A 13809-nucleotide genomic window follows, 5' to 3' on the forward strand; every position below is an offset into this window, starting at 1 on the left:
TGAAAAAGTATCATTCTCTGCTACAATGAAAAAAATCCCCTGCAATGTGGGTGAGACTGTCCCCGCAAATTGGGGTCTTGGCTTCGAAGCTGCTTCAGCATCTTTGCTTGGAGCCCATTAAATCTATATTAAATCAAATTCCCGTTAGCGGGATAAACCTAGCATGGAAGTGATGTGAACCCTATGAGCGAAACGGTATCCTTCACCTATGGTGCGGAAGAAGGCGATTTCTATATTCAGCATATCAAGCGTACGGAACCTTTCGAGCGGACCAACCATTTTCACGGTACCTACGAAATCTATTACTTGTTATCCGGGCAGCGGACCTACTTTATTAAAGACCGCTCTTATTTGATTTCTCCGGGTGACCTCGTGTTTATCAACAAGCATGATGTCCATAAAACGTCGGATGTCGGACAGCCCGGGCATGAAAGAATTGTTATCAATTTCAGCGACGATTTTATCGGTACGGACCATCCTTTCTACCATCCGTCGTTATTGGGCGTCTATCAGCAGTCGGCTCATGTGCTGAGTCTCAATCTGCAGGATCAAATCTTTGTACAGACAATTATGAACAAGCTCACCAAGGAGCTTAAGGAGAAGCAGACCGGCTATGAAACCTACATCAAGCTTCTGCTGGTAGAACTGCTGCTGTTCTCCAGCCGTTATGCGGAGCGTCACGAAGCCGTACCCTTCGAGCATGCGAGCCCGCTGCACAAAAAAATATCCGAAATCGTCCAGCACATTAACGCCCATTATCAGGAGCCCATGACCCTATCCGGTATCTCGGAGCTGTTCTATATGAGCCCCTATTATATGAGCCGGGCCTTCAAAGAGATTACAGGCTTCACCTTCATCGAATATGTCAATATGACACGAATACGGGAGGCGCAAAAGCTGCTTAGGGAATCGAACCGCAAAATCATAGATATTGCCGACAGCGTCGGATTCGAGAACATCGCTCACTTTGGCCGCATGTTTAAAAAGCTGACGAAGCTTACTCCGCACGAATACCGCAAGCAGCAGCGCTAACCGCGGCCTTCTGCTGATTTGGAGCCGTTGAAACGGCGGAAGCCCCAACGAAGGGCATAAGGCACGATGAATAATATAAACAAAATGCGGAACATTTGATAAGCAACGACCATGGATACATCAGCCCCGATCAGGGAGGCCGTGACCCCCATCTCGGTCATCCCGCCTGGCGAAGTACTGAGAAACCCGGTTATCACGGATATCGGGTGAACAAGGCTTAGCGCATACGATAGGCCTAGCGAAAATGCTACAACCGCTATGCTGCCTGCTATTGAGTATGGAAGCAGCTTCCTCCAATTGGACAGGCTGCTTAATTTGATCCCGAGGCCCATATAAATGCCAAGGCTCCATTGCGCCAACAGCGTGAATAAGGACGGCAAATGAGGCAGATCATACCCTGTTACGGTTAGGATCCCTGCTGCTATAATTGGCCCCAGAAAAAAAGGGGTCGGAAATTTCAGCTTAAGAGCAAGCCAAGCCGAAGCAGCCACGACGGCGACAACGAGAACAAACCACATCGGTCTTGCAGCGGCATCTTGCATCCAATGCAGGAGCGAGTCGATAATACCGCTGTTCCCGCCCCCTTGCCTGCTCAATCCTGACGCAGCGTCTGATTGAATTCCGTCAGCCAGTCCGTGTACTGCGAGAAATGGAACGGTAAAAATCACCGTCAACAGCCGTATCGTCTGCATAAACGCTACGGCCGTCGTCTCTGCCCCATCAATCTCTTCGCTTAACACAACCATTTGCGACAAGCCTCCCGGGATACTGCCGATCGCGCTGCTTGCCATACTGATCCCGGTATGCCTCGACGTAATATAGGCAGCGGCCAGGCTAAAAGCAATGGTTAATGCGGTTGCCATCAGCATCGTAGGCAGCTGCGACGAAATTTGTTTGGCACTCTCTAACGTGAAGGTAAGTCCCATGCCGTACCCTAGCACCGCCAGGCCCGCATTTCGGAGTCCGGCAGGCCACGTCATCCTGCGGCGGGTGAATGCCGTCCACAGAAGAACAGCTGTCAGCGGGCCAAGCATCCAGCTTAGCGGGACGTGAAGCAGTGTAAACAGCAGTCCCCCGATAAATGTGACAAGGAGTGTTTCCACTATCCGATTCATGATGATGTCCTCTTTTCCTAGTGTGGCAAAGAAAAACGACCTGTTGAGGTCGTGAGTCTGCTGAAAAACCTATAAAGCTTGAACTATTACCAATATACTCCGATGGGATATGCCCCTCCAGCCGCTATTGAAACCCGTGAAATGTCATTATATTTAGCGGTATTTTCACGGGTTTCAAAGGCGGACGTAAACTCCTCCGAGGCATACCCCACCTCCATATGTAACATAGTTCACGCAACCCTAGGTTCCTCAACAGCCTGACGAGCTGTTAGGTCGTGTTTCCTTTCTTAATCTTTAATACCGGGCATTCGTTCCTCCAAGCGCTGTATCAATTCACCGTATACATCGCGAAGCTCAGCAAGAGTAAGAAGCTCCGGTGTATTTGAACGCTCTTCCTCGGAATGCTGGTTCAAGACACTGTCCATCCCGTTATAATTAAATTTCAAGTCCTTATACGTCTGCTCCAGCTTCTCCAAAATGACGCCAATTAACGTTGAGTACTGTTCCATATCCTTCACCAGCTCTACCTGTTATTTTACTCGGCATCCCGCTCGATAATGTCCACCTTTTGAATCTTGACGGACTTAATAGGATGGCTTCTTTCGCCATAGCCCGATGCCTCCACAGGAGTTCCAGCTATGGTCCGCACGGTCTCCATCCCATCCGTAATTTTTCCGAAAATCGTATAGTTCGGGTACCGATTCAAGCTTTTGCTGTCTTCTCCCGTACAAATAAAGAACTGGCTGCCGTTCGTGTTAGGGCCTGCGTTGGCCATAGCAACGATGCCTGGCTCGTACTTGTACGGAGTGTTCAGCTCGTCGGCAAACTTGTAGCCTGGACCGCCCGTTCCAGTGCCCGTAGGGTCACCTGTTTGAATCATGAACGATTCAATAACACGGTGAAACTCAACATCCTCATAAAAGCCGTCTCTCGCCAAAAATACGAAGTTATTGACCGTCAAAGGCGCCGTTTTCGGAAACAGCTCCATCGTAAAATCGCCTTTGCTCGTATGGATGACAGCCTCATAGGTTTTGTTCACATCGATGGACATTTCCGGAGCTTTATCGTATGTCTTGTGATTTTCCTGTTCATCTGCTTTAGTTTCGTTAGGTACAGCGTTTTGCTCAACGGCCTTGGTCTCTTCAGGCACAGCTGTTACAATACCCGCATCACCAACACTTACAAAATGAACAATGCCGGCAATGATCATGAAAATTGCTAAAAAGCCTTGACCCATTCTCGCATTCTCCTTACTAGAATAAATTTCATAGATATACAAAGTATATACGATTTATTTTCACAAAAAAAGCGCAGGGCCGCTTATTCAAGCAGATCCCCGCACTCTTTTGAAAAAGGAAACAATTAGAACTGAACCAAGTTAGCTACTTGAACCGGAAGTCCGGTTTTGATGGAATGATTGCCGGCAATACCGGTCAGGATGGACATCGCGCCATCTACGTGCGAAGCCGCACGGTTGAAACGGTCTGGTGCTTTTTCACCGAACAAGTCGTTCAACAGCACAGGGTCTCCGCCGCCATGTCCGCCTTTCGTTTCTTCCACTTTCACTTCGTAAGGAGCGTCAAACATCGGGAATACCGTAATTTTCTTCCCTTTAACCGCACCTTCCAACGCCTGCTCGCCGCCGGAATTGACATACGATGCTTCAACCACGTTCATTTCGATACGGCCTTTGCTGCCGTTGAAGCACACGCGGAAGCCTTCCCATGGAGCATAAGCATACAAGGAATAAGTCAGAATCGCGTTGTTGCGGTATTTCACCATAACGCCCATAGTATCCTCAATGTTGATTCCGTCTCCAAACACGCTTTGATCGCGGTAGTAGCCGTCTTCCTTCTCGGCATCCAGGTACATGGCTTTCAAATTCTCATTTTGCTCCAGGTGCAGCGCGAACGGATCGTTCTTGGCGTATTCGCTGCCGTGTGCACGGGAATAAAACTCGGTTACGCCGCGTTTCTCGGCATTTTCACGTCCGTAGAACATGAGGTCGCCCAACGCAAAGACAGTCTTAGGCTGTGTGCCCAGCCAGAAGTTAACCAGATCGAAGTGATGCGTCGATTTGTGAACGAGCAAGCCGCCGCTGTTGCGTTTATCACGGTGCCAACGACGGAAATAATCGGCGCCATGCTTCGTATTAAGCAGCCATTCAAAGTGTACGGAGTGAACATCACCGATCGTGCCGTCCATAATGAGCTCACGGATTTTTGTGTTGTGCGGAGAATAACGGTAATTAAATGTTACACGCAGGTTACGGCCGGTTCTTTTCACCGCATCCAGGATCTCCTGGCATTTCACTTCATCCACTGTCATCGGCTTTTCAGTAATCACATCACAGCCGAGCTCCATGGCGCGGATAATATAAGTATGGTGCGTCCGGTCAACCGTGGTAACGATGACAATATCCGGTTTGGTCTCTTCGATCATGCGGTCGAAATCTTGCGATTTATAAGTAGGAATCGGACCTACGCCGAACGGCTCCAATTTTTGGTTGGCAACATTCATCCGGGTCTGGTTGATGTCGCAGAAAGCAACGAGCTCTGATGTTTCTTTAAAATCGCGGGCAATGGATGTGTAGAAAAATCCTGCTCTACCTCCGGTTCCCACGAGTGCATAACGTTTACGACTTGACATCTATATTTCCTCCCTTGTCTGTGTTATTGTGAGTATAGCGCAATAAATATTCGAAAACAGCACAAAAATTGCTTACATTAAATATTTTTCAACTTATATTGCACAATCTCCAAAACATCGCGGCAGGGAGGCCTTTTCTATGAAACATCCCTTACTTCCGAACACGCCGAAGCCGGCGCCCAAGCCGTTTTCCTTCGTAGCCGAGAAGGACGGCTTTCATCTGGATCATTCCATTCGTACGGATACGTTCAACATGCATCAGAACCATTCCCATGATTCATACGAAATCTATTATATGCGGGCGGGCGAACGGTATTATTTCATCAAAGACCGGTCTTATCATGTGAAAAAGGGGGATCTGGTCCTTATTCAGCCCAATGTGCTCCATAAAACGATGGTAGCCAATTCCCCCCATCATGAGCGGATCTTGATCAATTTCAAATCCTATTTTATGGAGCCGATGTACCGTTCGGTTCTGGAGGATTTGTTCGACGTGTTCGGAGAGGGGCCGGTTCTACACCCCGATGCAAGAGAGCTCATTATGATCGAATCCATCATGGAAAAATTGCTGAGGGAGCGAAGACAAACCGATTACGGCACGGAAGGCTACGTCCGGCTCTTGTTAAGCGAGCTGCTGCTGTTGATCTACCGGCATATCCAGCATTCGGACAGCAAAGCCAGAACCTCGGAGCATCCGACCACGCTTCATCGTAAGGTATCTGATATCGTGAAATATATCAATGAGCATTTCCGGGAGCCGATGTCATTGAAGGCGTTGTCCGGCCATTTTCACATCAGCCCTTATTATTTGTGCCGCATCTATAAAGAAGTAACCGGATTCGGCGTCATCGAATACGTTAACAGCCTGCGCGTTCAGGAAGCCCAGAAGCTGCTCAAATCGACCAGGCTGTCCGTTACGGACATTACCGAGCAGGTCGGCTTTGACAGCAGCACGCATTTCGGGCGGATCTTCAAATCGGCCTGCGGCATGTCGCCTTTGCAGTACCGCAAGTGGGCGGGGAAGTAAGAGGACCAGCCCTTGGGATATGATTTTTGAGAAACAAGTGAGCTTGAAATATTGCCAAGAGGTTACAGTGGGGTATGCCCCTCCAGCCGCTGTTGAAACCCATGAAATTTCGATTCTATTTTTTTGTATTTTCACGGGTTTCAAAGGCGGACGTAAACTCCTCCGAGTCATACCCCACTTCCCTTTTAGCCTATTTCTTAAAAACAAGTTTCTCAAAAATCAAAGGACGCAGCTGCGTGGGGCTGCGTCCTCTTATGGAGTAGATTAAATAAGATGCTCCGGATTTAAAGCTTCCAGCTCCGGAATAACGAATTTGCCGTCCTTGCGGATCAGCACGTCGTCGAAATAAATGTCCCCGCCGCCGAATTCCGGCCGCTGGATCAGCACCATGTCCCAATGAACGGAGGAGCGGTTGCCGTTATCCGCCTCCTCGTAAGCGTTCCCCGGCGTGAAGTGAATGCTTCCGTCGATTTTTTCATCGAACAAAATATCCTTCATCGGATGCTTAATGTACGGATTGACTCCAATGGCGAATTCGCCTATGTACCTTGCCCCTTCATCGGTATCCAAAATTTCGTTCAGCTTCTTCGTATTGTTGCTTGTCGCTTCCACGATTTTACCGTTCTCGAAGCGAAGCACCACATTTTCGAAGGAGGTTCCCTGATAAATCGTCGGGGTGTTGTAAGACAACGTGCCGTTCACAGAATCTTTCACAGGCGCAGTGAACACCTCGCCGTCCGGAATATTGTTTTTGCCTGCGCAGGGAATAGCCGGTATGTCCTTGATAGAGAAGGTCAGGTCCGTCCCTTGAGCAACCAGTCTTACTTTGTCCGTCCGGTTCATCAGACTCACCAGAGACTCCATCGCTTTCCCCATTTTGCTGTAATCCAAATTACATACCTCAAAATAAAAATCCTCGAACGCCTCGGTGCTCGTGTTCGCCAGCTGAGCCATAGACGGATTAGGGTAGCGCATGACTGTCCATTTGGTATGATTCACGCGCTGATCCGTTACCGGGCGCTGGTATTCCGTCACGTACAGCTTCATTTGCGCATCCGGCACGTCGGAGGTTTCCGTAATATTGTCTCCGCTGCGGACGCCAATGTAAGCCTGCATCTGCTTCATTCGGTTCAGCTCCAGCTCCTTCAGCGTTTCAAACTGCGCCTTTGTGCCGTGAAGCATCAGGCTGCGAGTAACCGCCGGGTCGCGAAGCTCTATAAACGGATGCCCGCCGACAGCATGGACTTCCTCAATCAAGCATTTGGTCAATTCCTGATCCTTGATTCCTATCATCTCAATCAAAATATTTTCACCCGGCTGAAGGTTCACGGAATATCGAATTAAGTTGCTTGCCAGCACTTTTAATCTAGGGTCTCTCATTGCTTATTCTCTCTCCTTATCGGTTCATCGGACAATGGGGCAAACCATGCGGAAAACGTACAGCTCTTACTGATTTTATGGCAGCCCTCCCTTATCAATGTAACCAATTTTGATTGAAACATCAAACGATTATCGGACATCACGGTAATATAAAAAAAAGCCCACTCCCGATGACCACATCGGAAAGTGAGCTTGGAACCAAGACACTGCATCCATGTCCTTGTGAGATTAGATCCAATGCTGAATTGCGTGCTCATAGCTCAGCAGCTCTTCAGGCTTAAAGAACACGGCGATTTCCCGCTCCGCGCTTTCCGGCGAATCGGAGCCATGAATAACATTGCTTTCCGTGCGGACCGCATAATCTCCACGGATGGTTCCAGGGGCCGCCTCCATCGGTCTAGTCTTACCCATCATGGCTCTGGACAGAGCAACGATCTGCTCTCCCTGCCACACCATAGCGAACACAGGGCCTGATGTAATGAAGTCTACCAGCTCTCCATAAAAAGGCTTACTGGCATGCTCCTCATAATGAACCTGAGCCTGCTCCTTGCTTATATGCATCAGCTTGGCTCCAATTAGCTGGAACCCTTTGTCCTCAAAGCGTTGAACAATTGCACCGATCAAGCCGCGCTGTACCCCATCGGGTTTGACCATTAAAAATGTTTTTTCCAACTGGCTGCACCTCATCCCGCCGTCATCGTTACTAAGTGGATTATCCATTATTACCCATTTACCCCTTTATTATAATGACGATCTCTTAAAAAGGTTATGATGCGGTTTGATCAAGCTGTGAGGAGGTTCTATCCGAAGGGTTCCCCAAGGCAATAGCCGCCTGCGCGGCCGCAATACGGGCAAGCGGTACCCGATATGGAGAACAGCTGACGTAATCAAGCCCCTCCGCATGGCAGAAGAAGATCGATTCCTTGTCGCCCCCATGCTCGCCGCAAATGCCGGTTTTCATCTGTGATTTAACGGATTTGCCCTGGGTAACAGCCCAGCGGATCAGCGTTCCGACGCCTTCCTGATCGAGTACCTGGAACGGGTTGTTAGGCAAAAGCTTGCTTTCCACATAATGCGTAAGGAACTTGCCTTCCGCATCGTCCCTGCTGTATCCAAGCGTCATCTGGGTCAGATCGTTCGTACCGAAGGAGAAGAAGTCTGCATGCCTGGCAATCGACCCGGCAGTAATGGCCGCCCGCGGCACCTCGATCATCGTGCCTACTCTATACTTTATCGCGCTCCATCTGGTGCCCAGTACCTCGGCCGCCTTGCGATCCACCAGCTCGCGCATGATTTTCAGCTCACTGTCATGCCCTACCAGCGGAATCATAATGTCAGGCTGAACATCGACGTTATCGTCCAGACACTGGATGGCTGCACGAAAAATCGCTTCGGCCTGCATCTCGTAGATTTCGGGATAAAGGAGCCCCAGCCGGCAGCCGCGGGTTCCCAGCATCGGGTTCATTTCATGCAGGCTCCTGACCTTCCTCAGCATTCGTTCCACCCGCTTCAGCTCCTCACCATCACCGGTTGGCTGCTGTGATAATAGAGAATGCCGGATGGCGAGCTCCTCCAAATTAGGTAAAAATTCGTGCAGCGGCGGATCCAGCAGGCGAATCGTGACCGGCAATCCGTCCATCGCGCGGAAAATGCCTTCGAAATCGCTTTGCTGCATAGGCAGCAGCTCACGAAGGGCGGCAGCCCGTTCCTCCGGCTGCTCAGCCAGGATCATGCCGCGGACCACAGGTATCCGCTCCGGCGACATGAACATATGCTCCGTGCGGCATAGGCCGATGCCCTCCGCACCGAAGCCGCGAGCCTTGCCGGCATCCTCCGGCGTGTCCGCGTTCGTGTAGACCCGCAGGCGACGGATCTCATCCGCCCACACCAGCAGCTCTTCAAGCTCCGCGGTCAGCTCCGGCTCGCGCAGCTGCACCACCCCGCGAATGACGCGCCCTGTGGCGCCGTCAATCGAGATCCACTCGCCTTCGGCTATCGTCGCCGTCACCTTGTCGGCGGCGGCAACATCGAAGGCGCGATCGCGCAGCCGGATGGGCTCGCAGCCGCATACGCACGGCTTGCCCATCCCGCGGGCTACGACCGCCGCGTGACTGGTCATCCCGCCGCGGCTCGTAAGCACGCCCTCGGCAGCGAGCACGCCGTGGATATCCTCGGGCGTCGTCTCCGAACGCACGAGGATCACTCTCTTCCCGGCGCGCGACCAGGCTTCCGCCGTATCGGCGTCGAAGACGGCTTGCCCTGCAGCCGCTCCGGGGGATGCCGGAAGGCCTGAAGCCAGCACCTCCATGGGCGATGAGGAATCAATAGCGCGGTGCAGCAATTGATCCAGATGGAACGGTTCGATCCGTTGCAGGGCTTCTTCTTTGGAAATGGTGCCTTCCTTCACAAACCCGACCGCGAGCTTTACGGCCGCCTGGGCGGTTCGTTTGCCGTTCCGGGTTTGCAGGAAAAACAGCTTGCCTTTTTCTACCGTAAATTCAATGTCCTGCATGTCACGGTAATGCTGCTCCAGCTTCCTTGCCGCCGATACAAGCTGTTCGTAAGCCTGCGGCAGCTCCTCCTCCAGCTTGCTGATCGGCATCGGTGTCCGGACTCCAGCCACAACGTCCTCTCCCTGGGCATTCATCAGGAACTCCCCATACAGCTCATGCCCGCCTGTAGAAGGATTGCGTGTAAATACAACCCCTGTACCGCAGTCCGTTCCCCTATTGCCAAATACCATGGATTGCACATTGACCGCTGTTCCCTGCTCATCGGGAATTTGGTGAAGACGGCGGTAGATTTGCGCGCGCTGATTGTTCCACGAACGAAATACCGCTTCTACAGCCAACTGGAGCTGCTCCTTCACTTGCTGGGGAAAGGAGCGTCCCGCATGCTTCACCATAACGGATTTATATTCATCGATCAGCGCTTTCCAGCCATCAGCCGTCACTTGGTGATCTTGTTCGAAGCCTTGCTGCTGCTTCATGCGCTCCAGAAGAAAATCGAAATGATAGCCTTCCATGTCGAATACCACATTACCGAACATCTGAATCAGCCGTCGATAGCAATCATAGGCGAATCGCGCATCACCGGTAGAGCGGGCAAGTCCTTCCACCGTATCGTCGTTCAAGCCGAGATTCAAAATGGTGTCCATCATCCCCGGCATGGAGGTGACGGAGCCCGAACGGACGGATACTAGCAGCGGCCGCGATGGATCACCGAAGCGCTCTCCCTTGGCATCCTCCAGCTCCTTCATAGCCGAAAGCACTTCCTCAAACAGACCTTCCGGAAGTCTGAGGCCGGCTGCATAATAAGCCCGGCAAACATCGGTCGTGATTGTAAAGCCTGGAGGCACTGGCAATCCGACCCGCGTCATCTCGGCCAGATTAGCTCCTTTACCGCCTAATAAATGCTTCATACTTGCATCCCCTTGCCCAAAAGACATCACTCTTGCCATTGGCAGTTCCCCCTGTCCTAATATGTAAAGCCGAATGTGGAATGAAGTGGAATAATTCCAATGAGATTACGATATCATACACACTATTCAAAAACAATAGTGCGTTATAATTCGATTTTTTGCCCGATTTAAAAGGCAATTTATTGACCATTAGTTCATTCTACTTCGTTTTTATCCACCAATAGCAAACTTTGAGCAATTCTTTCCGATGAGGATGAGTTGAATCAACGTTTTGAACAGGAACAAAAAAAGGACCCCCATGGACTCCCATAAGTCCATCAAGATCCCTTGCCCTTTGCGCTCATTACCAGCAGCGCAGCAAGCTCGTCCCTGCCCATTATTTCCCGGCTACCGGTTCAAACCATACATCGCGAAACGATACCCAGCCAAGTGCATTCAAAGCTACGCCTCTTAAAGAGGGATGATAATAAGTTCTTTGCCGCCAATGGTACATGAAATAAACGGCGGCGTTTTTTTTCACCAATTGCTCCAGCTGGTTAATCCACTCCATATGCCCCTCGGACCCGCACTCCGATTCATGGCTGTATAGCTGATGGATGATCTGCTTCAGCTCTCCGAACAGCTCATCGCTAAGATGTCTTCGGACAAAGCTGTTTTCGGCAAGAAACAGCTCCAGTATGGAGAGGACTAAATCGTCATCGAGAATAATGACATAGAAGCATAAATGACTTTTCTCTACGGCCTCTATTCGCTGTCGGTAATTATCGCCGAAGATGTTCAGCTCCACGCGGATGCCCATTGTTCCCAGCATCCTTTGAATTGCCTCCGCCTCACCAAGGTTCGCCTTTGAGACGGCCAGACGGATCATTTCCCCTTGATAACCGCTTTCCTGGAGAAGCCGCTTTGCAAGCTCCGGGTTGTACAGCGTATCCTGCCGAGATACATGCTCCCGAGGAACAAACCAGTCCGCCAAATAAGCGTCTTCAGGTGAGGGTAACAGCTCACTCCTGCTGCGGTCTATTCCATGCATAACGGCTTGGCGGAAGCTGAGTTGCTGCTGGGGTCCCTTCAGCTTCAGATTAAAGGTCAGCATTTTACTGCAGCCATCGGATCTTATCTCCACATTGGTCTTCTGCTCTTGCGATTCCTCTCCGGACTGGGTGCGGATGCGATACATTGTCCGTTCTATCCAGTTCGCCTTGCACTCCACTTCCGGCGTGTACCATATTTCAATCCGGTCGAGATGGGCTCTTTTATCAAAATAACGCGCGAAGGCTTCACACACCAGCATATTGTTATCATGCTGCACCACCTGGAACGGACCCGTACCGACAGGTGTGCGTTGAAATGCATCCCCCAGGGAGAGGACCAAATCTTCCGGAACGACGGAAGCCCTATCAAAGCTTAGGCAGTGCAGGAACAGCGCATTTGGCCGCGACAAACGGATTCTGACGGCATATCGGGCACACACTTCAATCTTGTCAACGCACTCAAACATCCAACGATAAGGACTGTCAATCTCTTCACAGCGGATTCGGTCCAATGTGAATTTCACGTCATGCGCCGTCATTTCCCTTCCATGGTGGAACAGCACGCCTTTGCGCAGGTAGAACATCCAATCCGTTCCCGTCTCATTGCGGGTCCAATAATGCGCCAGATGCGGCTCAATGGTTTTCGTCTGCCGGTTATAACGAACCAGGTTATCAAAAATTTGTTTGGCCATATGCGATTCTACAACGAAGGTGATAAACGGCGGATCCAGACATTGAATCGGTTTATTATAAGGAATGCGAAGCGTATCCGTCCTATCCTCATCATTCCCCTCCGGACGATAACCGAAGTGGCTGTCCAGCCAGAATACGAACTGATCTCTCAGTGTCGGCAAGTAGCCGTGCTCGTCAATACAAGCGAAAGCCTTCTGCAAATCGCCTTTTCTTACATGATCCTGTGCCATCTGCAGAACTAGCGACTCACAGGTCATCCGGAATACGATTCTCGACCGATGCCCTCTCCCTCTCCCCGGAAGCCACTGTATCCAGTTATGCTCTTCCATTTTTTTCAATATTAAATTCACATTCCGGCTCGAGCAATGCAGCCATTCTGTCAATTGGGGCAGCGTGATCTCGATTTCTTCCTTATCCTGCGCACTCGGGAGATGCTTTCGAAGAGTCAGGTAGTAGTACTCCAGCATAGAACATCCTCCTGAAATAAAAGATGAAGAATACAATCGACATTCTACACTTTTTATTCATCTTTATCCAGCTATAATCATTAACAAAAGGAGTGAAGAAAACATGATGAATGTATTCGAGCTTGAATGGCAGATGAAAGAACGTCAGGGAGAAATGGAAAGAACCAGCCGGACCCGCTATCGTTGGCGGGCGCAGGTTTCCATGATGGAGTGGCTGATAAGCACAGCTGTTATAAGTTTGGCGGCAGGATTGCTATAAGGAGGGAAAACGATGAACATGGAAAACGCCGGTATTCGAGGCATATCCCGGTTTACCGGCGCATGGTTTATCATCGTTTAAGACAGCAGCTTCAAAAACTCCCGCATAAATCCCGGCAAATCAGGCCATGCGTGACCAGAGACCAGATTCCTGTCCACATGCAGCGTCTCGGAAGCATAGGTCGCTCCCAGCTGCTCCACATCGAAGCGGCATGCTGTATAGGCCGTCATTGTGCGTCCTTCGAATACAGATTTGTCCTTTAACGCCCCGAACACCAATGCCGCATGGCATATCGCTCCGACAGGCTTATTCGTCTCCAGGAAATGAGTCAGAATGCGAGGTACATGCTCGTCCAGACGAATATATTCGGGCGCTCTTCCGCCAGGAATAATTAAGCCGTCAAACTGGGATGGGTCCACTTCCGAGAAGGAGATGTGGGAATCAAGCTGATAGCCCGGCTTCTCCGTATACGTATCCCAGCCTTCAAAATCATGCACAACGGTACGCAGCGTCTTCTTCGTCGGAGAGGCGATGACGGCTTCATAGCCAGCCTCCACCACGCGATAATACGGATAATACACTTCAAGCGCTTCTACGGCATCGCCGGTGATGATAAGAATTTTTTTGGACAACGGAATCCCTCCCGTATTGGTTTGTACTCCATTTCATTGTGAAGCATGTCCCAACAATTGTAAACGGGTGGAAAATAGCGAAAGATGTAGAAACCTTGTCACA

Annotated in this window: 12 protein-coding genes; 3 read left to right on the forward strand and 9 right to left on the reverse strand. The window is 50.4% G+C overall.

Annotated features, from left to right (window positions below):
* Window positions 1–183: 183 nt before the first annotated feature.
* Complete coding sequence (locus tag ABEA66_RS17815; RefSeq protein WP_079910114.1) at window positions 184–1032, forward strand: helix-turn-helix domain-containing protein; 849 nt, start codon at window positions 184–186, stop codon at window positions 1030–1032.
* Here the strand turns inward: ABEA66_RS17815 and ABEA66_RS17820 are convergent.
* The 4 genes from ABEA66_RS17820 to ABEA66_RS17835 all read right to left on the reverse strand — a co-directional run bounded on the left by ABEA66_RS17820 (window position 1029) and on the right by ABEA66_RS17835 (window position 4796).
* Window positions 1029–2147 carry an AbrB family transcriptional regulator gene (locus tag ABEA66_RS17820; protein WP_345589469.1) on the reverse strand — a complete coding sequence of 373 codons (1119 nt, stop codon included), beginning with the start codon at window positions 2145–2147 and terminating at the stop codon, window positions 1029–1031. The two genes, ABEA66_RS17815 and ABEA66_RS17820, sit on opposite strands and share 4 nt — an antisense overlap.
* A 287-nt stretch (window positions 2148–2434) precedes the next feature.
* Window positions 2435–2656 carry a hypothetical protein gene (locus ABEA66_RS17825; RefSeq protein WP_079910179.1) on the reverse strand — a complete coding sequence of 74 codons (222 nt, stop codon included), beginning with the start codon at window positions 2654–2656 and terminating at the stop codon, window positions 2435–2437.
* Window positions 2657–2682: 26 nt separating this feature from the next.
* Complete coding sequence (locus ABEA66_RS17830; RefSeq protein WP_079910112.1) at window positions 2683–3384, reverse strand: peptidylprolyl isomerase; 702 nt, start codon at window positions 3382–3384, stop codon at window positions 2683–2685.
* A 125-nt stretch (window positions 3385–3509) separates the two neighbouring features.
* Window positions 3510–4796: a Gfo/Idh/MocA family oxidoreductase gene (locus tag ABEA66_RS17835; RefSeq protein WP_192702799.1), complete on the reverse strand. Its 1287-nt coding sequence runs from the start codon at window positions 4794–4796 to the stop codon at window positions 3510–3512.
* Between the two features lie 139 nt (window positions 4797–4935).
* On the opposite strand from ABEA66_RS17835, the gene ABEA66_RS17840 reads away from it, so the two are divergent.
* Window positions 4936–5823: an AraC family transcriptional regulator gene (locus ABEA66_RS17840; protein WP_079910110.1), complete on the forward strand. Its 888-nt coding sequence runs from the start codon at window positions 4936–4938 to the stop codon at window positions 5821–5823.
* Between the two features lie 264 nt (window positions 5824–6087).
* Here the strand turns inward: ABEA66_RS17840 and ABEA66_RS17845 are convergent, their stop codons facing one another.
* From ABEA66_RS17845 to ABEA66_RS17860, 4 genes are all read right to left on the reverse strand, one after another.
* Entirely contained in the window at window positions 6088–7203 is a 1116-nt protein-coding gene (locus ABEA66_RS17845; protein ID WP_079910108.1) for an aminopeptidase, read from the reverse strand.
* A gap of 228 nt (window positions 7204–7431) precedes the next feature.
* Window positions 7432–7875 (reverse strand): nucleoside-diphosphate kinase, encoded by a 444-nt coding sequence (gene ndk, locus ABEA66_RS17850; protein ID WP_079910107.1) that lies wholly within the window; start codon window positions 7873–7875, stop codon window positions 7432–7434.
* 94 nt (window positions 7876–7969) lie between these two features.
* Complete coding sequence (ppdK, locus tag ABEA66_RS17855; RefSeq protein WP_345589480.1) at window positions 7970–10663, reverse strand: pyruvate, phosphate dikinase; 2694 nt, start codon at window positions 10661–10663, stop codon at window positions 7970–7972.
* Window positions 10664–11000: 337 nt separating this feature from the next.
* Window positions 11001–12815, reverse strand: a complete 1815-nt coding sequence (locus ABEA66_RS17860; RefSeq protein WP_079910105.1) for an ABC transporter substrate-binding protein — start codon at window positions 12813–12815, stop codon at window positions 11001–11003.
* Between the two features lie 103 nt (window positions 12816–12918).
* Between ABEA66_RS17860 and ABEA66_RS17865 the strand changes: the two genes are divergently transcribed.
* Window positions 12919–13074 (forward strand): hypothetical protein, encoded by a 156-nt coding sequence (locus ABEA66_RS17865; protein WP_179135968.1) that lies wholly within the window; start codon window positions 12919–12921, stop codon window positions 13072–13074.
* Window positions 13075–13151: 77 nt separating this feature from the next.
* On the opposite strand, the gene ABEA66_RS17870 is transcribed toward ABEA66_RS17865, so the two are convergent.
* A complete protein-coding gene (locus ABEA66_RS17870; protein WP_079910104.1) occupies window positions 13152–13706 on the reverse strand; it encodes a DJ-1/PfpI family protein in 555 nt (184 codons plus the stop codon).
* Window positions 13707–13809 lie beyond the last annotated feature (103 nt).

The sequence above is a fragment of the Paenibacillus vulneris genome (genome assembly GCF_039543185.1).
Taxonomy (GTDB): Bacteria; Bacillota; Bacilli; order Paenibacillales; family NBRC-103111; genus Paenibacillus_S; species Paenibacillus_S vulneris.

What these genes read in the sequence shown, in the direction of transcription:
- ABEA66_RS17815 (WP_079910114.1), top strand. Translation starts at nt 184, where the DNA reads ATGAGCGAAACGGTATCCTTCACCTATGGTGCGGAAGAAGGCGATTTC.
- ABEA66_RS17820 (WP_345589469.1), bottom strand. Translation starts at nt 2,147, where the DNA reads ATGAATCGGATAGTGGAAACACTCCTTGTCACATTTATCGGGGGACTG.
- ABEA66_RS17825 (WP_079910179.1), bottom strand. Translation starts at nt 2,656, where the DNA reads ATGGAACAGTACTCAACGTTAATTGGCGTCATTTTGGAGAAGCTGGAG.
- ABEA66_RS17830 (WP_079910112.1), bottom strand. Translation starts at nt 3,384, where the DNA reads ATGGGTCAAGGCTTTTTAGCAATTTTCATGATCATTGCCGGCATTGTT.
- ABEA66_RS17835 (WP_192702799.1), bottom strand. Translation starts at nt 4,796, where the DNA reads ATGTCAAGTCGTAAACGTTATGCACTCGTGGGAACCGGAGGTAGAGCA.
- ABEA66_RS17840 (WP_079910110.1), top strand. Translation starts at nt 4,936, where the DNA reads ATGAAACATCCCTTACTTCCGAACACGCCGAAGCCGGCGCCCAAGCCG.
- ABEA66_RS17845 (WP_079910108.1), bottom strand. Translation starts at nt 7,203, where the DNA reads ATGAGAGACCCTAGATTAAAAGTGCTGGCAAGCAACTTAATTCGATAT.
- ppdK (WP_345589480.1), bottom strand. Translation starts at nt 10,663, where the DNA reads ATGGCAAGAGTGATGTCTTTTGGGCAAGGGGATGCAAGTATGAAGCAT.
- ABEA66_RS17860 (WP_079910105.1), bottom strand. Translation starts at nt 12,815, where the DNA reads ATGCTGGAGTACTACTACCTGACTCTTCGAAAGCATCTCCCGAGTGCG.
- ABEA66_RS17865 (WP_179135968.1), top strand. Translation starts at nt 12,919, where the DNA reads ATGATGAATGTATTCGAGCTTGAATGGCAGATGAAAGAACGTCAGGGA.